Origin of the sequence: Pseudomonas sp. Y39-6 (genome assembly GCF_023651955.1) — a bacterium.
Classification (GTDB): domain Bacteria; phylum Pseudomonadota; class Gammaproteobacteria; order Pseudomonadales; family Pseudomonadaceae; genus Aquipseudomonas; species Aquipseudomonas veronii.
Genome location: NZ_CP069594.1, coordinates 1,410,319 through 1,431,640, shown reverse-complemented (window position 1 = coordinate 1,431,640; position 21,322 = coordinate 1,410,319). Strand labels below are relative to the sequence as shown.

Annotated in this window: 15 protein-coding genes; 7 read left to right on the top strand and 8 right to left on the bottom strand. The window is 60.1% G+C overall.

Features of this window, described 5'->3' with window-relative positions; genetic code table 11:
• Positions 1–5: 5 nt before the first annotated feature.
• Entirely contained in the window at positions 6–4,940 is a 4,935-nt protein-coding gene (locus JN756_RS06370) for a dermonecrotic toxin domain-containing protein (protein ID WP_236255086.1), read from the bottom strand.
• A gap of 289 nt (positions 4,941–5,229) precedes the next feature.
• Here JN756_RS06370 and metR point away from each other — a divergent pair, with 289 nt between their 5' ends.
• Complete coding sequence (gene metR, locus JN756_RS06365; RefSeq protein ID WP_017844590.1) at positions 5,230–6,147, top strand: transcriptional regulator MetR; 918 nt, start codon at positions 5,230–5,232, stop codon at positions 6,145–6,147.
• Between the two features lie 31 nt (positions 6,148–6,178).
• On the opposite strand, the gene JN756_RS06360 is transcribed toward metR, so the two are convergent.
• Together JN756_RS06360 and nosR are read right to left on the bottom strand one after the other, a co-directional pair.
• Complete coding sequence (locus JN756_RS06360) at positions 6,179–6,592, bottom strand: NUDIX hydrolase (RefSeq protein ID WP_017844589.1); 414 nt, start codon at positions 6,590–6,592, stop codon at positions 6,179–6,181.
• Positions 6,593–6,640: 48 nt separating this feature from the next.
• The gene (gene nosR / locus JN756_RS06355) at positions 6,641–7,987 is read right to left on the bottom strand and encodes a response regulator c-di-GMP phosphodiesterase, NosR family (RefSeq protein ID WP_057004334.1); all 1,347 of its coding nucleotides are present in this window, start codon (positions 7,985–7,987) and stop codon (positions 6,641–6,643) included.
• 257 nt (positions 7,988–8,244) lie between these two features.
• Here nosR and JN756_RS06350 point away from each other — a divergent pair, with 257 nt between their 5' ends.
• The 4 genes from JN756_RS06350 to JN756_RS06335 are packed head-to-tail and all read left to right on the top strand — an operon-like array spanning position 8,245 to position 14,342.
• The gene (locus JN756_RS06350) at positions 8,245–10,119 is read left to right on the top strand and encodes a putative bifunctional diguanylate cyclase/phosphodiesterase (RefSeq protein WP_201021940.1); all 1,875 of its coding nucleotides are present in this window, start codon (positions 8,245–8,247) and stop codon (positions 10,117–10,119) included.
• 23 nt (positions 10,120–10,142) lie between these two features.
• Positions 10,143–11,129, top strand: a complete 987-nt coding sequence (locus tag JN756_RS06345) for a cytochrome-c peroxidase (RefSeq protein ID WP_108525880.1) — start codon at positions 10,143–10,145, stop codon at positions 11,127–11,129.
• 10 nt (positions 11,130–11,139) lie between these two features.
• Complete coding sequence (locus JN756_RS06340) at positions 11,140–12,954, top strand: DAHL domain-containing sensor histidine kinase (RefSeq protein ID WP_046384560.1); 1,815 nt, start codon at positions 11,140–11,142, stop codon at positions 12,952–12,954.
• Positions 12,951–14,342: an ATP-binding protein gene (locus JN756_RS06335; RefSeq protein WP_079442937.1), complete on the top strand. Its 1,392-nt coding sequence runs from the start codon at positions 12,951–12,953 to the stop codon at positions 14,340–14,342. Before JN756_RS06340 ends, JN756_RS06335 begins: the two co-directional genes overlap by 4 nt.
• A gap of 80 nt (positions 14,343–14,422) precedes the next feature.
• On the opposite strand, the gene JN756_RS06330 is transcribed toward JN756_RS06335, so the two are convergent.
• Entirely contained in the window at positions 14,423–14,728 is a 306-nt protein-coding gene (locus tag JN756_RS06330; RefSeq protein WP_017844583.1) for a HigA family addiction module antitoxin, read from the bottom strand.
• Between the two features lie 8 nt (positions 14,729–14,736).
• Positions 14,737–15,015: a type II toxin-antitoxin system RelE/ParE family toxin gene (locus JN756_RS06325; protein WP_201021939.1), complete on the bottom strand. Its 279-nt coding sequence runs from the start codon at positions 15,013–15,015 to the stop codon at positions 14,737–14,739.
• A 303-nt stretch (positions 15,016–15,318) separates the two neighbouring features.
• On the opposite strand from JN756_RS06325, the gene JN756_RS06320 reads away from it, so the two are divergent.
• Complete coding sequence (locus JN756_RS06320; RefSeq protein ID WP_201021938.1) at positions 15,319–16,938, top strand: FMN-binding glutamate synthase family protein; 1,620 nt, start codon at positions 15,319–15,321, stop codon at positions 16,936–16,938.
• Positions 16,939–17,016: 78 nt separating this feature from the next.
• On the opposite strand, the gene JN756_RS06315 is transcribed toward JN756_RS06320, so the two are convergent.
• Genes JN756_RS06315 through JN756_RS06305 form a run of 3 tightly spaced genes read right to left on the bottom strand, consistent with a single transcriptional unit; the run spans position 17,017 to position 19,930 of the window.
• Positions 17,017–18,588, bottom strand: coding sequence for a glycosyltransferase family 39 protein (locus JN756_RS06315; RefSeq protein WP_201021937.1), 1,572 nt, complete (start codon positions 18,586–18,588; stop codon positions 17,017–17,019).
• Positions 18,585–19,559 carry a glycosyltransferase family 2 protein gene (locus JN756_RS06310; protein ID WP_046384564.1) on the bottom strand — a complete coding sequence of 325 codons (975 nt, stop codon included), beginning with the start codon at positions 19,557–19,559 and terminating at the stop codon, positions 18,585–18,587. The genes JN756_RS06315 and JN756_RS06310 overlap by 4 nt, the downstream gene beginning before the upstream one ends.
• On the bottom strand, positions 19,556–19,930 hold the full coding sequence (locus JN756_RS06305) for a GtrA family protein (RefSeq protein WP_046384565.1): 375 nt from the start codon (positions 19,928–19,930) through the stop codon (positions 19,556–19,558). Before JN756_RS06305 ends, JN756_RS06310 begins: the two co-directional genes overlap by 4 nt.
• 222 nt (positions 19,931–20,152) lie before the next feature.
• On the opposite strand from JN756_RS06305, the gene JN756_RS06300 reads away from it, so the two are divergent.
• Positions 20,153–21,301: an OpgC family protein gene (locus tag JN756_RS06300; RefSeq protein ID WP_079442933.1), complete on the top strand. Its 1,149-nt coding sequence runs from the start codon at positions 20,153–20,155 to the stop codon at positions 21,299–21,301.
• The last annotated feature ends 21 nt before the right edge of the window (positions 21,302–21,322 follow it).

Sequence of the window (21,322 nt, the reverse complement as noted above, 5' to 3'; positions counted from 1 at the left end):
TTCGGTCACAGCGTCAGAAACAGTTTTTCATCCAGCGGCGGGCCGATCCGCGCCCTGACGATCTGTTCCACCACGCGGTTATTGCCCGCCTCGGCCACCAGGTCTTTCTGGGTCTTGGTGCGCTGCGACGGGATCTTCAGGTGCGCCGCCGTGTAGAGATTGCGCGGCGAACCTTTGGCCGGGTAGTGGAAATGGGCATACCACAAGACGTCGACCTTGCCTTTTTCACGCACGGCGTACTCGGTGAAGACATCGCCGCTTTTGGTCGCGATGTCTCGCTGGACCAGGTTGATGTCGACGAACCCGTGCTTCCACAGGTAGTCGATGTTTTCCGGTTTGGGGGGTAGGAGCTTGTAGCCATCGGCGCAATGTTGGCGGGCCTTGGCAAGCAGTTCGTCCGCCGCCGTGCGCCACTGTTTGACCCATTGTTCGGTTTCGGGATTGCTGCCGTGACGGGTTTCGGCCAGCAAGGCGGTCGCCTGAAGCCGCTCGGCCTGGGCTTGCAGCATGTCGTTCCAGTCCAGCGGGTTGATGCCCTCCCGGCGTTGCGGGTCGTTGAGTTTGCGTTTCTGGAACGCGATCGTGCGTTCAATGCCGGCGCTTTCTTCGAGCAGTTTCCTGGCGTCGGACTTGAGCGTTGACAGCGACTTTGGCGATGACGCGGGCCGTGCGGGTTGCGCGGGAACGATCTTCACCCACTCGCCCTCGCTCGCGTGTTCGCTGTAACTGGCGACCGACCGGCCGGATTGCGGGTCCAGCACATCGATGATCACGCCGGAGCCTGCCGCCTGGGGGCGCGCGGTGCCGATCAGGGTTTCCTTGTCGCGGGTCTTGAACGTGCGCTGGCCCGCCGGTTTTTGCCGTTGATCGATACGCACGACAGCGGCAGGCACCAGCGCTTGTTCCTCGCGCATCACTTCGGCCAGGTCGGTTTGGGCATCGTTGATCACATCGCGCAGGCGTTCGGCAAACAGCTGCTGATACTCGGCTCGCTGAAGGCCGGGATTCGTGTCCTGTATCGCCAGGCTGTCGCTGAGCACGCGCTGGTAGGTGCCGATGACGGTTTCCAGCGTCGCCTTGCGTTCGCTCAAGCTGTAACCGGTGTACTGCCGCAGGTCCAGGTGAGCGTTGTAGACGGGGATCAGGTTGGTTGAACTCAAGCGCTGCAGGTAAAACGACTCCACTGGGTCGCTCGTTCGCGCATAGCGATCGAGGCTCAGTTCTTTGAGGTTGGTCAGGCTGGTCAGCTTCATGCGCAGGGCCGTAATCGCAGGTGGCTGTCGCTCTTGCTGCTTGAGGAAGTGCGCGGCCTTGGTTTTGCCGAACGACGAATCGTCCGTCCATTTCTCCAGCTCGGCGGCGGAGGCCAGGGCGGCTTCCCGCACGCTTTCCAAGTCGCGGTAAACCCTGGCGAAGTTGTCCATCAGCTCGATATACGTGCTTTTGGAGCCGGTCCTTGCCTCGCTCACCACCTCCGCCATCGAGCGTCCGCTGGGGACGTGTTGATTGCTGTCTTCGGCCAGCGTGGTGTAGAACTGTTCGATTTCACGGTAGTTGTCGAGCACCGTCTCATAGAGATTGGAGCGCGCCTGTTTTTCTTCGGAAAGATCATCCACTGCGCCGAGTTTTTTCGGCACCAGATGGTCAATGGCGGTCTGAGCCGCCGCACTGTGTACCTCAGTGCGTTGCTTGAGTTGCACGAGTTGCTGGTCGATGGTCTGCCTGAGGTTCTTCGTGAGTTCCAACTGCGCCAGGTAAGGTGCGATAAAGCGCTGTTGATGCTCCCCGGTGGTGGACAGCCCCCACAGCGTGCGCAGTTTTTTACGGCCGTTGTAGTAGTCGGTAATGCTCGCAATCACTTGATTACGCGAGTCTGCCCTCGGTCCATCCAATACAAGTGCAGCCTCGACGGCCTGACTGAACGCTTCCCCTCGCGCCTGTTGTGCCTGCCTGTTTTGTTTGACCCGCTCGGCGACGCCGCTCTTGCGCGGCATGCCACCGCGCAGCCGGGGGCGACTGTCGAAACTCCAGCGCCCCTGTGCGTCACGCCTGATCGGCGGGCCGGTACGCGCGCGGTTGTTCGCGTCGATGATGAACACCCCGTCGAGGTCGTTGGCCACCCGGAACCACTGCTTGTCGATGTTGGCGTACAGCCCGCCCTGGCTCAGGTACAGGCCCTGTTTTGGCCCCTCGGCAATCGCCGCACCGACATCGACCGGCGCGGCTACCCGGAATGACTCGATCTGCGCGAGCTGGCCGGGGCTCAGGCGGCGCGGGCTGGAGAACGCAAAATCCAGCATGCTCGCATGACCGCCGACGACGCTGGCAGAAGGCTCCACACTGCCTTGGCGGATGCTCGCGCGATGGACGCCCGGCGTCTGGCCCGGGGCGCGGCGCAGCGGGCCATCGTTTGGCGCGATGGCTTTGAGAGCGTCGAGCGTCAGCGGCGGCTGCGCGGCGTCGGCGGGCGCGGAATGGGTCAAGACCATGCCCATATTGAGCAACAGGTCCACCACGCTGGCCGTGCTGTCGCCCTGGGCGGCGGGGTTGGACAGTCTGCGGATATCGTCCTCGCTGCCGGCCAACTGCAACAACCACCCCGCCATCGCCCCAGGCCCACGCAACACGGGTAACAGGGTGTTGAACAACAACCCGCCCAGTTCCTTGAAGGAAGCCCAGCGGCTCTGCGCGTCCGATACAGATTGCCCCTGGGCCAGGTTCACCAGGCTGTGGGTGTTGCTCTGGTACAGGTGCTGCATCAGGCGCCCTTGCTCCAGGTCCTGGCGTAATGTGCTGGCGGCGTCATAGCCGTCCACGGCGAGTGTCGTCGGTGCCGGTTGGGCGGGCGCGTCGAACTCGTTGAAGACGCTGTAGCGGGCAATGTTGGGAATCTTGAAGCCGCCGTTGCCGTACACCGCGCGCGTCCTGTCGTCGGGCAACCAGGCCAGCACGCTTTGCTGCAAGGGGCCGGGCTGTTGCACCGCCTCCAGCAGCGCTTGGCGCGTGGCAAATTCCTGCAATACCGGGGACAACAGCGGCCGGTAGAGAAGGTGCGGGCCGACAGCCGCATTCGCTGGCTCGATGACGAACATGTTCTGGACCACATCGGGTGTCGCGCCGGGCTTGCGGATAAACGCCAGGGGCCGCATGACGATGTCTTGCCCGTCGACCTGTTTCGCTCCAGCGCCGGGCGTCAGCAGCGCCTCCACATACCGGTAACCGTGCGCGGTGATGCCCGCTTCGCCCTTGAGCTTGAGTTCCAGCGCCTGCATCGCCAGTTGGCGCGGGGCTTGTTGGGCGAACAAGGCGCTGCGCCGACGTGACTCATCGCGGTCACCCAGCAGGTGGGTTTGCAGCAACGCAGGATAGTATTTGCCGATGTCCACCTGGCTGACGATGTCTTTCAAGCGCTGCGGCATTGCCGGGTCGCTGATCAGTTGACCGAAGTGGCGCACTTCGAGTTCGCCCTTGGGCAGCCCGGCCAGATTGCGCAAGGCCATGTCGGTCAGGCTCATCGTGACGCGCTCGATGTAGCCGCTGCCCAACGTGCCGACCGGTACTTTGAAGGTGACGTCGAGGTGGTCCGCGAGCAACCCGGTGTTCTGCAACTGCGCTTGCAGCTGTTGCTGGGTATAGGTGCGAATATCGGGGATGTCCGAAAAAAAGTTACGCCCCTGGTTGCGTTGGACATCGCTGGCCAGTTCGAGGGCGTGGCGATGGTAGGCAAGGCGATCGGCCGGGTCGGCGTTGCGCATCCACTGCGGCAGTTTTTCCTGCAGCCGTGCCAGTTCCGCGGAATCTGCGGCATAGGCGCCGACAAACCACGGACTCGGATCGCTGAGCACGCTGAAGCGCTGCTCCAGAGCCTGGAGGCTGCCGGCTGGTGGGAGTTCGATGCTGTCTATCGCCTGCAACTGGTTGTTCAGAATGATGCCCGCTTGCGCATCGAAGATATTCGCGTCCGGCTCCTGGCGTTTCCAGGTCAAGTGGTCGAAGACGAAGTCGTTTTCCAGCGTCTCGCCCCAGGCCTTGCCGAAGGCTTCCAGCGAGTCGTAAGGGGTGATCTGGCCGTTGGCCGCGGCATGCAGAACCTGGGTGCTGGCGCCGATCTGGCGGGTGATCAAAAGATCCGGGCTGAGCTGGGTGGAGGCAGCGCCACCGTAGCGGACGCTGGTGTCGAGCACGAAGACCCGGGCGGCGTCGTCGCCGTTGGCACTCACGCGTTGCGCACGCTCGGGCCAGGTGACCACCTGGTCAAGGGTGGCGCGTTGCGCATCGGTAAGGCCGGGCTGTTTCAGCGCCGCACTGCGCAGGTTGTCGCTGAGCATGCCGCTGAGCCACAACCAGCGGTTGTCCGCCCCGACAGCATTTTGTCCCCAGTAACGGGTCAAGGCTCGCGCAAACGCGTCTTTGAGGCTGGGCCGAAGGCTGCGGATCACCAGTTCGATGGCTGACATGTCGATGTCTTCGCGCCGGTTGCCTGAAGCGTCGGGGACTCTGAGGGTGGTGCCGGTTCCCTGTTTGACCAGTTTCTGCGGCCATGAATGTTTGTCGGTGAAATCGATATCGGCCCCGGCGGCCAGGTGGTTGAGCGCGACATCCAGCAGCGGGGTCAAGCGGTATTGAACCGGGTTTTCCGCGATCGGTTCTGCCACCGAGGTCCGCGCCACGTCGAATTCCAGCGTGGGATACAGGCTGTTGATCGCCTCGCCGAGCATGTCCCTGACAACCGAGCGCACGTCGGGCCGCGTCGCGAACTGGCTGCTGACGGCGTGGGCGGCGAGGTGGCTGGCGCGGGGCCGGGGTTGCACCTCGGCGATGGCGCCGGCACGGCTCAGGGAGGTGGGCGCGGGTGCAGGGGGCGAAAGGCTCGGATTGGCCGGCGGTACAGCGGGGTACAGACGAGGGATGAAGGGCATTGCAGCGGTGCTAGCGGTCATGGGGCACATCCTTGGCGGGGCAATACGGTGTCGTCCCAACGACGCATGGAGCGCTCTTCGGGACGAATGTCGCGGCAAAAATACCCACTCATCCCTACGGTGAAACAAGAAATGCGTAATTGACTATGTCCACACACGCGGGGCCCGCCGGGGCTCCGGGCCAGCGCCGTTTCGCAATGTATGGCGGGATATGAACCTCGTGCGCCGGCCGGCAGGTCGACAGCCCGCGCAACATGAGACAAACTCACCCTATTCGAATTGCTCATCAATATTGCTCATGGAGGCCACGGTGCTGGAAATCCGCCACCTGAAAACCCTGCACGCCTTGCGCGAGGCCGACAGCCTGGTCGAAGCCGCCGAACGCCTGCACTTGACCCAATCCGCCCTGTCCCACCAGTTCAAAGAACTGGAGGAGCGATTGGGCATGCCGTTGTTCGTGCGCAAGACCAAACCGGTGCGTTTCACCAGCGCCGGCCTGCGCCTGCTGCAACTGGCAGACGCCACCCTGCCCCTGCTGCGCGGCGCCGAGCGTGACATCGCGCGCCTGGCCGGTGGCACCGCCGGGCGCCTGCACATGGCTATCGAATGCCACAGCTGCTTCCAGTGGCTGATGCCGACCATCGACCAGTTCCGCGATGCCTGGCCCGAGGTCGAGCTGGACCTGGCGTCCGGTTTCGCCTTCGCCCCGCTGCCGGCCCTGGCCCGTGGCGACCTGGATCTGGTGGTCACTTCCGACCCGCTGGAGCTGCCGGGCATCACGTATGTGCCGCTGTTCACCTACGAAGCCATGCTGGCCGTGGCCAACCAGCACCCCCTGGCGAACAAGTCGTACATCGTGCCGCAAGACCTGCTCAGCGAAACCCTGATCACCTACCCGGTGGAGCGCGACCGCCTGGATATTTTCACCCGTTTCCTCGAACCCGCCGATGTCGAACCGGCCCAGGTACGCACCTCGGAGCTGACGGTGATGATGATGCAACTGGTCGCCAGCGGTCGTGGCGTTTGCGGCATGCCGCATTGGGCGCTGCATGAATACAGCTCGCGCGGTTACGTCAAGGCCAAGCGCCTGGGTGAGAAAGGCCTGTTTGCAACGCTGTATGCGGGGATTCGTGCAGACATGCTGGACGCGCCGTACATGCGCGACTTCCTGCTGACGGCCAAGGACACGTCGTTTTCCACACTGGATGGGGTCAGCGCCGTGCGTTGAGGGGCACGGCTCAGTCCTTGGAACCCGCCAATCAGGCGGTGGTGGTCAGCGATTTGCGATAAAACGGCAGGATCAGCTCACGCGTCAAGGGCGCCAGGTGCAGGCCGCCGTCTCCGGCCGGGTCGATCCAGCGCACTTCTTCGATCTCGGCGGCCGGGGTCACCGGCACGTCGATCCGTACCTGGAACAGTTCGGCTTGCACCGTAAAACCTGGCTCGTTGGCGGCCGGGGCCGAGAAACGGCCGAGGTAGACCGCCTGGCTCGGCTCGATGCGCAAGTTCAGCTCTTCGTGCAGCTCACGGGCCAGCGCTTCGACCGGTTGTTCGCCGGCATCGATCTTGCCGCCCGGTTGCATGAATGCCTGGGTGCCGCGCTTGCGCACCAGCAACGTCTGGCCGTCGCCGCCGATCAGGAGCGCGGCGGCGATACGGATAGTGGTTGGCATGGACAAAATCACCTTGAATGCAAAGACACAATGATCCCATGAAGCGCCTCAGCTCAAAAGATGCGGCTCTTCCGGTTCGCGGATAAACACGCTGTACTTGGCGCCCTCCATGGCTTCAAACGCGATCAGCTTGTCCACCAGCGGCAAGTTGAGCACTTTGCCGGCATTGAGCAGCAACATGCCGTTATCGGCGTTGAGGTTGCGCGCCAGGATCATGCCGTCGGCCAGTTCGCGGGTGCTCAGCACTTTGACACTCGGGTCGCCCAGGGTCACGTCATTGAGGAATGTGGCACAGGCCAGGACGAAGTCTTCGACCATGTCCGGATCATAGAGCCGCCCCGCGTACTTGCGGATGTACAACAGCGCTTCATCGCTGTTCATCTGCCGTTCCAGGATCAGGCCCTTCTGCAGTTCGATGAAGTCCACCGCCAGTTTGAGCAAGCGCGCGCCTACGGGAATCGTTTCACCCTTGAGGTGATCGGGAAACCCGGTGCCGTCCCACCGTTCCTGGTGGTGGCGGATCAGCCGTGCGGCGTCCTTCATCGGCTCGAGCGTCATCAGCAACGACTCACTCTGCGCCGGGTATGCGCGATAGCGTTCGCGGTCGTTGCTGTGCAGCAGTTCCGACGGGACGGCCATCATGCCGTCGCTCCAGCTCAATTTGCCGATGTTGTAGAGCGCGGCGGCCATGGTCAGGTCACGGGCGCTGGCTTCGTCCAGCGCCTGGGCTTTGCAGTACACGCGGATCAGCTCGATCAACTGGCGGTTGGTCTGCTTCTGCTTGGGCAGGCGCAGGTTGGCCAGCAGCGAAAACACTTCGGTGCCGGTCACATAGCTGCGCTTGAGCTCGTCGTAGGCCAGGTCGAGCATGTCGGCGGTTTGCTGCAGCTCGCTGGTGCGCGCTTCGACGCGCTTTTCCAGGGTGGCGTTGAGGGCCTTCAACTGCTCGTTCTGATCGCGGGTCAACTGCTCAAGACGCACGCGCTCGCGTTCGGAATGCTGGTGTTCCAGGGACTGGCGCAACGTCAGGAGCATTTCCTCGTCGTTCCAGGGCTTGCTGATATAGCGGTGGATCTGACCTTCGTTGATCGCCTTGATCATCATGGTCATGTCGGCATAGCCGGTCAGCAGGATGCGCGTGGTGGCCGGGTACAGGCGGTGGGTCTCGGCCAGCAGCATCGCCCCGTCCATCGCGGGCATGCGCGCGTCGGTCATGAGCAGGTCGACGGGCTCGGCGGCCATGATTTCCAGGGCCTGGGCACCACTGCTGGCCAGCAGCACATCATAAGGCTGGCCCCGCAGCAGGCGGCGCAGGCTGTTGAGGATCGATTCTTCATCGTCGACCAGCAAAATAGTAGGTCTGTAAGGGGACGTCGTAGCAGTTTGTTCATCCATGGCGACACCTCCTGGCGATGGTACTCGGTTGCTTCATTGCGCCCCGGCGTGATCGATCGCTGTACTTGCATTAGCAATGAGCGCTAGATGCAGGCTGGGGTAACTGAGGGTGATTTGACGCCAACTGGCGTACTTATTCAAGGGACCCGGCTATGCTAGTAGCATGAAGCCATGACTGTTCCCTGTTTATTGAAGCATTCAAGGTAAGGAAGCCCGATGCGTAAGAATCTTCAGTTGCCTGCGTCCCGGTGTCAGCCATGAATCCGTGCTCAGGAAGGGCCAATCGACGGGTGCTGATCGTCGATGACGCGGCCTCCATCCACGAGGATTTCCGCAAGATCCTGTGCGCCGATACCACAGGCGGCCAGTCCCTGGACAGCATCGAAGAAACCCTGTTCGGCACCGCCCCCACCGTGCGCCAGACTTTCGTGCTGGACTCTGCCTATCAGGGCCAGGAAGCCCTCGCCCTGGTCAACCAGGCCCTGGCCGACAACGCGCCCTACGCCCTGGTGTTCATCGATATGCGTATGCCGCCGGGCTGGGACGGCCTGGAAACCATCGAACAACTGTGGAACGTCGACCCGAACCTGCAGATCGCCCTGTGTACGGCCTACTCGGACTATTCCTTCGAAGCCATCGAAGCGCGCATCCAATACAGCGACCAGTTGCTGATCCTGAAAAAGCCGTTCGACAACCTGGAAATCCGCCAGATGGCCAGCGCGCTGACCTGGAAATGGCAGCTGGCCCAGGATGCCGCGCTCAAACTGATGGGGTTGGAGCGCACGGTCGAAGAACGCGTGCAGGAACTGCTGAAGGTCTCACACCTGCTGCAATACGATGCCCTGACCGAACTGCCCAACAGCACCCTGCTGGGCGACCGGCTGACGCAGGCCATTGCCGTCTGCAGGCGCCATGACACCCAGTTGGCCGTGATGTTTATCGGCCTGGACCGCTTCAAGCGCATCAACAATGCCCTGGGCTATCCAGTCGGCGATGAAATGCTCAAGCAGGTCAGCCAAAGCCTGGTGGCCACGGTGCGCGCGTCGGATTCGGTGTTTCGCTACGGCTCCGACCAGTTCGTGCTGATCCTCAACGACATCAAGCATCCCCAGCAAACCCAGTACATTGCCGAAAAACTGCTCGGCGCCATCAGCACGACACACTATGTGGCTGGGCATGACTTGAGTGTCACCGCAAGCCTGGGCATCAGCATTTACCCCAACGACAGTTTCAGCGCGGTGGAGCTGATCAAGAACGCCGAAACCGCCATGCACACCAGCAAAGCCCATGGCCCCAACGACTTCAGTTTCTTCGTCAACGAGATGAACCTGCGCGCCCAGGCCCAGCAGAGCCTGGAAAGCGCGATCCGGCAGGGCTTGCAGCGTAATGAGTTCATATTGCACTACCAACCGAAACTGGATTTGAGCAGCGGGCGGATCGTCGGCGCCGAAGCCCTGATTCGCTGGCACCAGCCCGACCACGGCTGGATCTACCCGTCAGCCTTCATTCCCGTGGCCGAAGACAGCGGCCTGATCGTGCCCTTGAGCCAATGGGTGTTGCGCCAAGCCTGCGAGCAAGCACAAGCCTGGCGCGCCGCCGGCCTGCCTGCAGTGTGTATCTCGGTGAATATTTCGGCGATTGATTTTCGCCAGCGCAATTTTGTCGCCAACCTGGCGGCCATTCTGCAACGCACCGGCCTGATGCCCAGTTTGCTTGAACTGGAAATCACCGAGAGCGTACTGATGCAAAACGTCGAGGACACGCTCGTCACCCTGCAAGACATCAAAGCCTTGGGCGTGCGGCTGTCAATCGACGATTTCGGCACCGGCTATTCCAGCCTCAGTTACTTGCGCCGGTTTCCCATCGATGTGTTGAAGATCGATCAATCCTTCGTGCGCGGCCTGGGCGAAAACAGCCAGGACGCACAACTGATCAGTGCCATCATCAGCCTGGGCAAGAGCCTGGACTTGGACATCATTGCTGAAGGCGTCGAAACGCTTGAGCAATTGGCGTTCCTCAGAGCCCACCGTTGTGAGGAGGGCCAGGGTTTCCTGTTCAGCAAAGCCGTGGCGGCCGCTGAATTCGCCCAATTGATGCAAGCCGGGCAACGCAGCCTGATGCCCCCCCAGTGACCGTCTATTCAAGGAACGAACGCTTGATCCGTCCCCTCACCCGCTCTCCTCGCCCGTCACCCTGGGCACTCGGCCTTGCCGTCGCCCTCGGGGTTGGCGCCGCCCTGCCCGCGGCGGCCGCGCCACTGGATGAGCCGCTCAAACCACTGCCGCCGGTGCCGCTGCTGGATGTGGCAACAGTTGAGCTGGGCCGCCAGTTGTTCAACGAGAAACGCCTGTCGGTCAATGACAGCCTGTCCTGTGCCAGTTGCCACCAGCTGGCAACGGGCGGGGGCGATGACAAGCCGTTTTCCTTGGGCTTTGATGGCAAGCCGGTCAAACTCAACACACCCACGGTGTTCAACGCCAGCCTGAATTTCAAGCAGTTCTGGGACGGTCGGGTGGATACCCTCGAGGCCCAGATCGAACAAGTGGTCATCAGCCCGGTGGAAATGGGCAGCGACTGGAAAACCGTGGTCGACAACCTCACCGCCATGCCGCAGTACCAGGCCGCCTTCAGTCAGGTGTACCCCGACGGCGTGACGGCGGCCAACGTGCAAAATGCCCTGGCGACGTATGAACGCACACTGCTCACGCCCAACTCCCGCTTCGACCAATACCTGCTGGGCAATACCGATATCCTCACGATCGAAGAAAAATACGGCTACCAACGCTTCAAGGAATATGGCTGCATCGCCTGCCATCAAGGCATGAATATCGGCGGCAACATGTTCCAGAAGTTCGGCGTGATGGATGATTATTTCAAGGGCCGCACGCCCGCCGAGACCGACCTGGGCCGCTATCTGGTGACCCACGACGAAGAAGACCGTAACGTGTTCAAGGTGCCCAGCCTGCGCAATGTCGCCGTCACCGCGCCGTATTTTCACAACGCCTCGGCCAAGACCCTCGAAGAAGCCGTGGATGTGATGTTCAGATTCCAACTGGGGCGCGTGCCCTCCGCGGAAGACAAGGACCAGATCATCAAGTTTCTCAAGACCCTGACCGGCCAATGGGCGGGCAAACCTTTATGAGCAGACGGTCATGAGACTCTCCCGCCACTACGTCATCCAACTACTACTGGGCACCGCGACCCTGCTGCTGGCATCGATACTGGTGTTCCTGTACATCAAATCAAGTACTGACCAGACCAGCCGTTACACCGAATCCCGCGACCTGATCCGCCAGATGCAGCAGCTCAACGCCCAGTGGGACAGTGAGGTGCTCAAGGCCAGAATCGCCCTGACCCACAATTACGACCCCCTGGTGACGCCGCTGACGCAGATCACAAGAATCTGGGAGGAACTGCGCCAGCACGAGTCGTATCACGCGCCCAAAGACCTGCCCGGCTGGCAAGCCAGCCTGGATGCCGGTCAGGCGGCGATCCAGGACAAAGCGCGGCTGGTCGACCAGTTCAAGTCCCATAACGCCGTGCTGCGCAACTCCCTGGCGTTCCTGCCGACCGCTGAAAACGATATCCAGGCCGCGTTCACACGGCTCGACGACGAACAGCGGCTGCCGCTGCAAAGCGTGGCCACCGACACCTATGACCTGCTGCTCAGCAGCATGGAATTCGCCCAGGTTGCCAGCGACGACCGCGCGGCCGAGATTCTGTTGGGCCTGAACCTGCTGGCGGTGAACAAAGAACGCTTGCCGGCCGACTTCCACCTGCCGGTGGAGATTCTCAGCAACCACGTCGCGCTGATCCTGCGCGAACAGCCGCTGGTCAACACCTTGTTGGAACGCATCGCCGCGGTTCCCGTGGCCGAACGCCTGGACGAACTGACCACCCACCTCAACCAGGATCAGCAGGCCGCCGACCTGATCGACCAGAAGTATCACAACTACTTGCTGGTGTTCTCCACCCTGCTGGTGGCATTGCTGCTGTACCTGGCCATCAGGCTGTTGCGCAGTTTCACCGTGATCAACCGCGTCAACCGCGCCCTGCACACCGCCAATGCCAGCCTGGAACAGCGCGTGGAAAAACGCACGCGCCAGCTCAGGGATGCGCAAAGCGAACTGCTCGACAGCGCCCGCCAGGCCGGCATGGCGGAAATCGCAACCAATGTGCTGCACAACGTGGGCAACGTACTCAACAGCGTGAACATCTCCGCCGACCTGGTCGCGCGTAAGCTGCGCACCAGCAAAGCACTGGGGTTGGGCAAGGCCATGCAGTTGATCAACGAACACCCCGATGACCTGGGCACTTACCTGCGCGAAGACGAAAAAGGCAAACTGCTGCCGGGCTACCTCAACCAATTGGTGGAAGCCATTGCCGTCGAGCAACAGGGCCTGACCGACGAGCTGGCGCAATTGAGCAAAAGCGTCGACCACATCAAGGACATCGTCTCCACCCAGCAATCCTACGCCGGCGTTTCCAGCGTGCTGGAGCCCTTGCAGGTCAGCGCCCTGATGGACGACGCGCTGCGCATGAATTCCGGCGCGCTGAATCGCCATCATGTGACAGTGGTCAAGGAATACGCCGACGTACCGCAGATCATGGCCGACAAACACCGGCTGCTGCTGATCATGGTCAACCTGATCAGCAACGCCAAGTACGCCATGTCCAACCTGACCGACCGGCCTCGGCAGATTACGTTGTCGATCCAGACGGTAGAGGACAACATCCTGCAAATCAGCGTCAAAGACGAAGGTGAAGGCATCCCCGCCGAAAACATGACGCGGATCTTCACCCACGGCTTCACCACTCGCAAGGAAGGTCATGGCTTCGGTCTGCACAGCTGCGCCCTGGCGGCGATTGAAATGAATGGCCGGCTTACCGCCTATAGCGATGGTCCGGGCAAAGGCGCGCTGTTCACCTTGCAAATCCCCCTCAACGATGCTGCAGGCCCCGCATGAACCAACCACCGAACCGGCGCATTCTGCTGATCGACGACACGCCCTCGATTCACGAAGATTTTCGCAAGATCCTCAAGCCGCCCCTGGAACAGAACCAGGCCCTGGACGCGATGGAAGCCGCGCTGTTCGGCACCAGCGACAAACAGCCGCAAAGCCCGCTGTTCGAGCTGGACTCCGCCTACGGTGGGCAGGAAGGTTTACAACTGCTCGAGGCGGCCATGGCGGCGCAACTGCCCTACGCCCTGGCCTTCGTCGACATGCGTATGCCCCAGGGCTGGGACGGCGCGCAAACCATCGAAGAACTGTGGAAGGTCGACCCGAACCTGCAGGTGGTGGTGTGTACGGCGTACTCGGATTATTCCTGGGAAGAGCTGCTGTTTCGCCTGCGTGCCCATGACCGGCTGCTGATCCTGAAAAAGCCGTTCGACAATATCGAAGTCCAGCAAATGGCCAACACCCTGACCGCCAAATGGGACATGGCCCGCCGCGCGTCCTTGCAAACCAGCCACCTGGAGCTGTTGGTGGAACAGCGTACCCAAGCGCTGACCCAGGCCAGCCAGGCCCTGCAACAGGAGATCGACGAACGCAAACAGCTCGAAAGCCAGTTGGTGCAATCGGAAAAACTGGCGTCCCTGGGGCAACTCGCCGCGGGCGTGGCGCACGAGATCAACAACCCGGTAGGGTTCATTTCCTCCAACCTCGGCACCCTCGAAGGCTATTTCAAACAGCTGCAGCAGATGCTCGATGCCTACCGCCAGGCCGAAGCCGCGATCGGCGATGATCAGCTCCAAGCCCTGCGCCAACGCCTGGACCTGGACTTTCTCAGGGAAGATATTCCGACGCTGATTCACGAATCCAAGGAAGGCATTGGCCGTGTGGCGCAGATCGTCAAGGACTTGAAAGACTTTTCCCGAGTGGACACCGACCAGACCTGGCAGTGGGCCAACCTGCAACAAGGCATCGATTCGACCCTGAACATCGTCGCCAGCGAGCTCAAGTACAAAGCCGACGTCATCAAGCACTATGCGCCCTTGCCGGAAATCGAATGCCTGGCCTCGCAGCTCAACCAAGTGGTGATGAACCTGGTGATCAACGCAGCGCAAGCCATCGGGCCGGAGCGCGGCACCATAACCATCAGCGACGGCGTGGACGGCGAGAACATCTGGCTGGAAATCGCGGACAACGGCTGCGGGATTGCCCCGGACGCCCAGCTGAAAATCTTCGATCCGTTCTTCACCACCAAGCCGGTGGGCGAAGGCACGGGGTTGGGGCTGTCACTTTCCTACGGCATCGTCAAGAAACACCATGGCGAAATCTCCGTCAGCAGCGAACTGGGCAAAGGCACCACGTTCCGGGTAGTGCTGCCCATTCGCCAAACAGCGGTGTAGGCCCGTTCGAAAAAGCATCACGCAACGGTTGGATCAACGCCCGAACTTTCCATCGAGTTCGAATAGGACCCGATACGAGCTCATGCGCAATGCGCAACTCTCTCGACTTCTTTGTAAATCTGGGCGCCTTTGGCAATTTCCGCAGTGCGCAGATCATAGGCGGTCTGCAGGTTCAGCCAGAACTGTGCAGATGTCTCCAACGCGACTGCCAGGCGTAATGCAACGTCCGCACTGATGCTCCGACGCATCAATACAATGTCATTCACCGTAGGGGCGGAAACATGCAGCGCCCTTGCGAGAGCGGCTGCGGTCAGGCCCAGCGGTTCCAGGTACTCTTCCTTGAGTATTTCCCCAGGATGTACAGGTCGCATGCCATTCTTAAACATCATTCACCTCAGTGGTAATCCACAATTTCAACATTTTCAGGGCCGTGAGGCCCCCAAATGAAACAGACCCGGAATTGACCATTGATTCGGATACTGTGTTGCCCCTCTCTGTCACCGTATAACGGTTCCAGCCTATTCCCGGGCGGTGAGCGCAAGTCAGCGAGTTCAACCGCCGCATCCAGCATGCTCAGCTGTCGTTCCACCACGGAAACGACAGCGGACCAACGTCGGGTTCGACCGGTTTCAAACAGTTTTTGGGTTTCGGCGCATTTAAAGCTTCTGATCATCGCTTAATGCTTAACGTTATTCGTTAACGAGCAACTCTACATGGATTGTCGATATATTCAACCGACAGTTGAATAGGCGCTGAGGGAGGGCGACGAGCGGTCAGTGCCGCCGTCAAAAAAAGCCGCTCCAGACACTGGAGCGGCCTTAGAGGTAAGGCCGGAACGCCTCACGCCAACTGTCTATATCGGGCCAGTCCGCCGTGTCTATGCGACCCAAGCGAATGCACCTACAGGTTGTTCAGGGTTTCCTTACTGGCGCAGAATGCCGCACCGACCAGAAGAGTCCGATCCCAAGGTAACCGTATGAGCCTGTCCTTGCTAAGCCGCTACGCGGTGTTTGCCGTATGCGTGATGTTCACCCTCGCCAGCCTGCCCTTTGTCGAACATGAATGGTTATGGCCCATGACCCTGGTCACCGGCGTCCTCAGCCTGCTCGGCCTCTTCGACCTGCTGCAAAGCCGCCACGCGATACGCCGCAACTACCCGATCCTGGGCAATATCCGTTACCTGGTCGAGGGCATTCGCCCGGAGATCCGCCAGTACCTGCTGGAGTCCGACAGCGACGCCCTGCCCTTTTCCCGGGCGCAACGCTCATTGGTCTACTCGCGCGCCAAGAACGAAACCGCCGACAAACCCTTCGGTACCTTGATCGACGTGTACCAGTCGGGCTTCGAGTTCATCAGCCACTCCATGCGCCCCGCGCCGTTGACTGACCCGAGCTCGTTTCGCGTGATGGTCGGCGGCCCGCAATGCAAGCGGCCGTACTCGGCCTCGGTATTCAATATCTCGGCCATGAGCTTCGGCTCTCTGAGCGCCAACGCGATCCGCGCGCTCAACCAGGGCGCCAAGCTGGGTAACTTCGCCCACGACACCGGCGAAGGCAGCATCAGCCCCTACCACCGCGAAAACGGCGGCGACCTGACCTGGGAACTGGGCAGCGGCTACTTCGGCTGCCGTACCCGCGACGGCCATTTCGACCCGGAACGCTTCGCGGTGCAGGCCCAGAACCCGCAAGTACGCATGATTGAAATCAAGATGAGCCAAGGCGCCAAGCCTGGCCATGGCGGGATTCTGCCCAAGCACAAAGTCACCCAGGAAATCGCCGAGACACGCGGCATCCTGATGGGCGAAGATTGCGTCTCGCCGTCGCGCCACAGCGCGTTTTCCACGCCTATCGAGTTGATGCACTTCATCGCCCAATTGCGTGAGTTGTCCGGCGGCAAGCCGGTGGGCTTCAAGTTCTGCCTCGGTCATCCGTGGGAATTCATGGGCATCGCCAAGGCCATGCTCGAAACCGGCATCCTCCCCGACTTTATCGTGGTCGACGGCAAGGAGGGCGGCACTGGCGCCGCGCCCGTGGAGTTCACCGACCACATCGGCGTGCCGCTGCGCGACGGCCTGCTGTTCGTCCACAACACCCTGGTGGGCTTGAACCTGCGCGACAAGATCAAACTCGGCGCCAGCGGCAAGATCGTCAGCGCCTTCGACATCGCCAGCGTCCTGGCCATCGGCGCCGACTGGGCCAACTCGGCGCGCGGCTTCATGTTCGCCATCGGCTGCATCCAGTCGCAAAGCTGTCACACCAACAAATGCCCGACCGGCGTCGCCACCCAGGACCCACTGCGCCAACGCGCCCTGGTCGTGCCGGACAAGGCCCAGCGCGTGTTCAACTTCCACCGCAACACCCTCAAGGCCCTGGCCGAAATGCTCGCGGCAGCGGGCCTGGAACACCCGTCGCAATTGTCGGCCAAGCATTTGGTGCGACGCAAGTCGGCGACCGAGATCAAGCTGTTCTCACAGCTGCATGTGTTCCTCAAGCCTGGGGAATTGCTGACCGGGGAAGTGAACGGCGAGTTTTATTCGCGCATGTGGCAGATGGCGCGGGCGGATAGTTTTGAGCCCAGTGAAGTAAAAGTGGCTTGAGCACAATCCTGCCTCCTCCCCATACGAACACCTACAGGAAAAAGACAGGGGCAGCCGCCGACATTCATCATCAGCGGCTTACTCGCATACCTCAACATCAGTTATCGGATTCGCTTCGCATATAACATAAAGTTCAAGAATCTGATCACCTTTACGCTCTTGATGTACAGAGCGCCAGTTACGGGGAAATCGAATGGCGGACCGCTGCGCCTGCTCAAAATTTGCGATCCACCATACGCGACGAGTTGGCGGGATAAGCCCTTCAAAGCTATCGACATAAGTGCTCTCTGGATATTTATCCATCGGCATAGAAAAACCTTTGCCATTGGGTCGGCCTGATCGCCCATCCGAAGTAGGCGGCGTATATAATAAAACCCTGCTTCTGCCTTTATCGTAATAAATTGCAGCGTAAAATATATAGGGGTCATATACAATTATTGCATCGCCCGGCCTACGCCCTTGCTCATACTCAAGCATCAGCTCATTCATTTTATCAACCTGAACCCTACTTGGATTATTCATTGTGGTTTCACCCCAATAAAAATTCATCAATCCAAAAATTTCAACACTTAAAAATACCATAGCCGAGACTACAAACAACACCGCATTTTTAATTTTATCAACGGCCACAGCCATAACAACAGCAAGCATTACTGCCGAAAAAAACAAATATCGCTCTACAAACAAAGGTTTTACCAAAGAGATGAGAAACCCCCCTAGCACAGGAACAAAAAAACACACAGCAATTAACACCTGAGAAGACCATTTGCTTTTGTCATTGAAAAGAACTGCCAAACCACTTATCCAACACACCACGGGCAACATCCAATAAACCACGCTCTGATAATCCTTAGCATCCTCTAATATAAGAAATCGCCATATTGCGGAAGGCAAGCTGTACCACGTTACCTCTGAAATCCACCCTATCGCCCAAGTGTTATGAGTCTGATTAATAAAGCTCGGTAACCAGGGGGCAAATAGCAGAGCGATCGCAATATTTGCCAACCACCAAGCCGGAGCTGATATATAGCTATTCACTCCAGGCTTGCGAAACTGCAGAAACACAATGTACAGCCAGTGTGAAAGCGCACAAAACACTGCAAAATAATGAGTATAAAACCCCGCCCCCATCAGTAACACATAGATCACCAAGTAGCCTGTTCTGGCAGAATCCCTGACCCAACACACCAGTGCGATTGTGGCAGCCGTTAGCAACAACCCCATCAGCGCATACATGCGTACATCCTGGCTATAGCGCACTGCAATAGGCAACAAGGCAAGAAATAACCCGGCTATCAAGGATGCCCGGCGCGTAGAGATCAGCCTGGCTAATACCATACCCAAAATTACATTCAGGACGCCTACGACTGCACTGAACCCCCTCATCCAGATTAAGCTATCGCTGCCCGCCCCCTGCATCACGGCCCGCAGTATAAAATAATAAAGAGGCGGGTGAACATCCACAGTGCTCAACACCCATATATCAGAGTACGAATACGTGACAAACAACAGACTAAATGCCTCATCAGACCAGATAGACGCACCCGTTAAGTTATAGAATCGGAGTGCTACAGCAAGCCCGACAATCATTAAAAAAAAAGGCAAATCACGCGTAAACCCAATTGAAGCCAACGTATTTTTTAGGTTCACTTACTCATCTCCGATTCATTATCCGGCCTTTGAAATTGACATTTACCTGAACTATTCAACACATCCTTCACCACATACCTCGGCCGATGCTTGGCCTCCATATAAATCCGCCCCACATACTCGCCCAATATCCCGATCCCGATCAGTTGCACCCCACCCAAAAACAAGATCGCCGTCATCAACGACGGATACCCCGGCACCGCATTGCCAAACAACACTTTGTCCACCACCAGATATCCGGCGTACACCAGAGCCAGCAGCGAAATACCGCCGCCGATATAGCTCCACAACCGCAGCGGCAAGGTGCTGAACGAGGTGACTCCATCCAGTGCCAGGTTCCACAGTTTCCAGGCGTTGAACTTGCTCTGGCCGACAGCACGGGGCGCGCGGTCGTACTCGACAATCGCGACGTTGAAGCCGGCCCAGGACAACACGCCTTTCATGAACAGTTGCTGCTCGGGCAAGGCCTTGATCACGTCCACCACCTTGCGGTCCATCAACCGGAAGTCGCCGACGTTTTCTTCAATGTGTGTGTAGGAAATACGATTGAGCAGGTGATAGAACAGCGACGCACTGCGGCGTTTGAGGTAGCCGTCGCTGGAGCGATCCCTGCGTTTGGCCAATACCACGTCGGCGCCTTTTTGCCATTCGGCCAACAGGTGCGGGATGACCTCGACCGGGTCTTGCAGGTCCACGTCCATCGGGATTACCGCATCTCCGGTGGCATATTCGAGCCCGGCGAACAGCGCGGCTTCTTTGCCGAAGTTACGCGAGAAGTTGATCAGCACCACGCCGCTATCGGCCAAGGCGATAGCCCGGGCATGCTCGGCGGTGCGGTCGGAACTGCCGTCGTTGATAAACACGATCTCAAGCGTCTGCTCGTGCAACGAGGCCTCTTGCCGCACGCTGCGGTAAAACACGCCCAGCGCCTGCTCCTCGTTATACACAGGCACCACCAGCGAGACCCTCATTGCCCACGCTCGCGAAACACCACCCACCGGGACAGCAAAAACCCGCACACCAGGCTGATCAGCGAAAACACCGCCACGGTGAGAATCCCCGGCACCTGCCAACGATCCGCCAGCCACCCCACGCCCAGGCTCACACCGCCCATGCAGGCCATGAACAGCGCGTAACGCGGCAGCGAAGGGGGCATGGCAAAGGTGTAGATCGCGTTGACATAAAACGAAAAGGACGCTGCCACGCAAAACGCGAGGACATTACTCACCGCCTGGCTGAGCTCCAATGCGGCCCGGAACACGAAAAACAGCTGCCAATGGATCAGCGTATTGGCGATGCCAATCACTGTGTAGCTGGAGAATCCCTTCCACAATCTGGTCATACCGTTGCCCCGTCAGGCCTTGCTCTAGCAAGCCACGGCGCCTGCGGTCCGTCTACTGTCAGAATTAACAGGTAGCCCCCCGCGCCATTGAGACATTCAGTAATACCCAGCCTTTGCAATCGCTTACAAATACCGCCAACCTGCGCCCGCTCGACGTGCGGCGTAAGACAACAGCCGCGCGCGCCAGTCATTACTAAACCTTTCGTACAAGAGCCCGCTGCCATGCTGAACGGACGCGACCCGCGCATCGATTTTTTTCGGGGCCTGGCGTTGATCTTCATTTTCTGGGATCACGTCCCCCACAACCCCCTCGGCCAGATCACCCTGCGCAACATCGGTTTCAGCGATGCGGCAGAGGTGTTTGTGTTCCTCGCCGGTTACGCCGCCGTTTTGGCCTACGGCAACGTCCTGCAACGCGACGGCTACTGGATCGCCTCGCTGAAAATCCTGCGGCGCGCCTGGGTGCTGTATGTGGTGCATATCTTTTTGCTGGCGATGCTGATGGGCATCGTGTTCTTCGCCAACAGCCATGTGGAAACCCGCGACCTGGTCGAAGAGATGGGCCTGACGCACTTCGTCACCCACCCGCAGCAGGCGCTCACCGATGAATTGCTGTTGCGCTTCAAGCCCAACCTGATGGACCCGCTGCCGCTGTACATCGTGCTGCTCGGCGGGTTGCCGCTGGTGCTGCCGTTGCTGCTGCGCCAGACCTGGGCGGTGGTGGCCGTGTCGTTGAGCGTGTACCTGCTGGCGCCGTGGATGGGCTGGAACCTGCGGGCGATTGCCGATGGCGTGTGGTACTTCAACCCCGTCACCTGGCAGTTGCTGTTTGTGCTCGGCGGCGCGGCGGCGATTCATGCCCGCCGGCCACGCCCGGCAGAGCGCCGCGCGCTGCTGCGTCAGCCGCTGTTTGTGGCGGCGGCGGGCTACTCGCTGCTGGCCGCGATCATCACGCTGGCCTGGCGCTGGCCCGAGGTGCATGACGCGCTGATGCCCGCGTGGCTCAGCGAACGGCTGTACCCCATCAGCAAGACCGACCTGTCGCCGGTGCGCCTGGTGCACTTCCTGGCGCTGGCTTATGTCACCGCCAAGCTCTTGCCCCATGCCGGCTGGACCCGCCATTGGCTGGCGCAACAGAGTTGCCGCATGGGCCGCTATTCCCTGGAGGTGTTCTGTCTCGGCGTGCTGCTCGCACCGCTGGCGGACATGCTCAACGCCCTGGCCGGCGACGCGTTGGCCATGCAGCTATTCAGCGCGTTGGCAGGCGTGGTGTTGATGGGCGCTCTGGCGACCTGGCTGGAATTCAACAAACGCCTGGACAGCAGGTTGCAAGCGCGTCGCTCACTGCCCACGTCATCATTAAATAGATAGCCCCGGCCGTTTTCGCGACGG

Coding starts and splice junctions, on each gene's coding strand:
- JN756_RS06370 (WP_236255086.1), bottom strand. CDS start 4,940: ATGACCGCTAGCACCGCTGCAATGCCCTTCATCCCTCGTCTGTACCCC.
- JN756_RS06360 (WP_017844589.1), bottom strand. CDS start 6,592: ATGCCAACCACTATCCGTATCGCCGCCGCGCTCCTGATCGGCGGCGAC.
- nosR (WP_057004334.1), bottom strand. CDS start 7,987: ATGGATGAACAAACTGCTACGACGTCCCCTTACAGACCTACTATTTTG.
- JN756_RS06350 (WP_201021940.1), top strand. CDS start 8,245: ATGAATCCGTGCTCAGGAAGGGCCAATCGACGGGTGCTGATCGTCGAT.
- JN756_RS06340 (WP_046384560.1), top strand. CDS start 11,140: ATGAGACTCTCCCGCCACTACGTCATCCAACTACTACTGGGCACCGCG.
- JN756_RS06335 (WP_079442937.1), top strand. CDS start 12,951: ATGAACCAACCACCGAACCGGCGCATTCTGCTGATCGACGACACGCCC.
- JN756_RS06330 (WP_017844583.1), bottom strand. CDS start 14,728: ATGTTTAAGAATGGCATGCGACCTGTACATCCTGGGGAAATACTCAAG.
- JN756_RS06325 (WP_201021939.1), bottom strand. CDS start 15,015: ATGATCAGAAGCTTTAAATGCGCCGAAACCCAAAAACTGTTTGAAACC.
- JN756_RS06320 (WP_201021938.1), top strand. CDS start 15,319: ATGAGCCTGTCCTTGCTAAGCCGCTACGCGGTGTTTGCCGTATGCGTG.
- JN756_RS06310 (WP_046384564.1), bottom strand. CDS start 19,559: ATGAGGGTCTCGCTGGTGGTGCCTGTGTATAACGAGGAGCAGGCGCTG.
- JN756_RS06305 (WP_046384565.1), bottom strand. CDS start 19,930: ATGACCAGATTGTGGAAGGGATTCTCCAGCTACACAGTGATTGGCATC.
- JN756_RS06300 (WP_079442933.1), top strand. CDS start 20,153: ATGCTGAACGGACGCGACCCGCGCATCGATTTTTTTCGGGGCCTGGCG.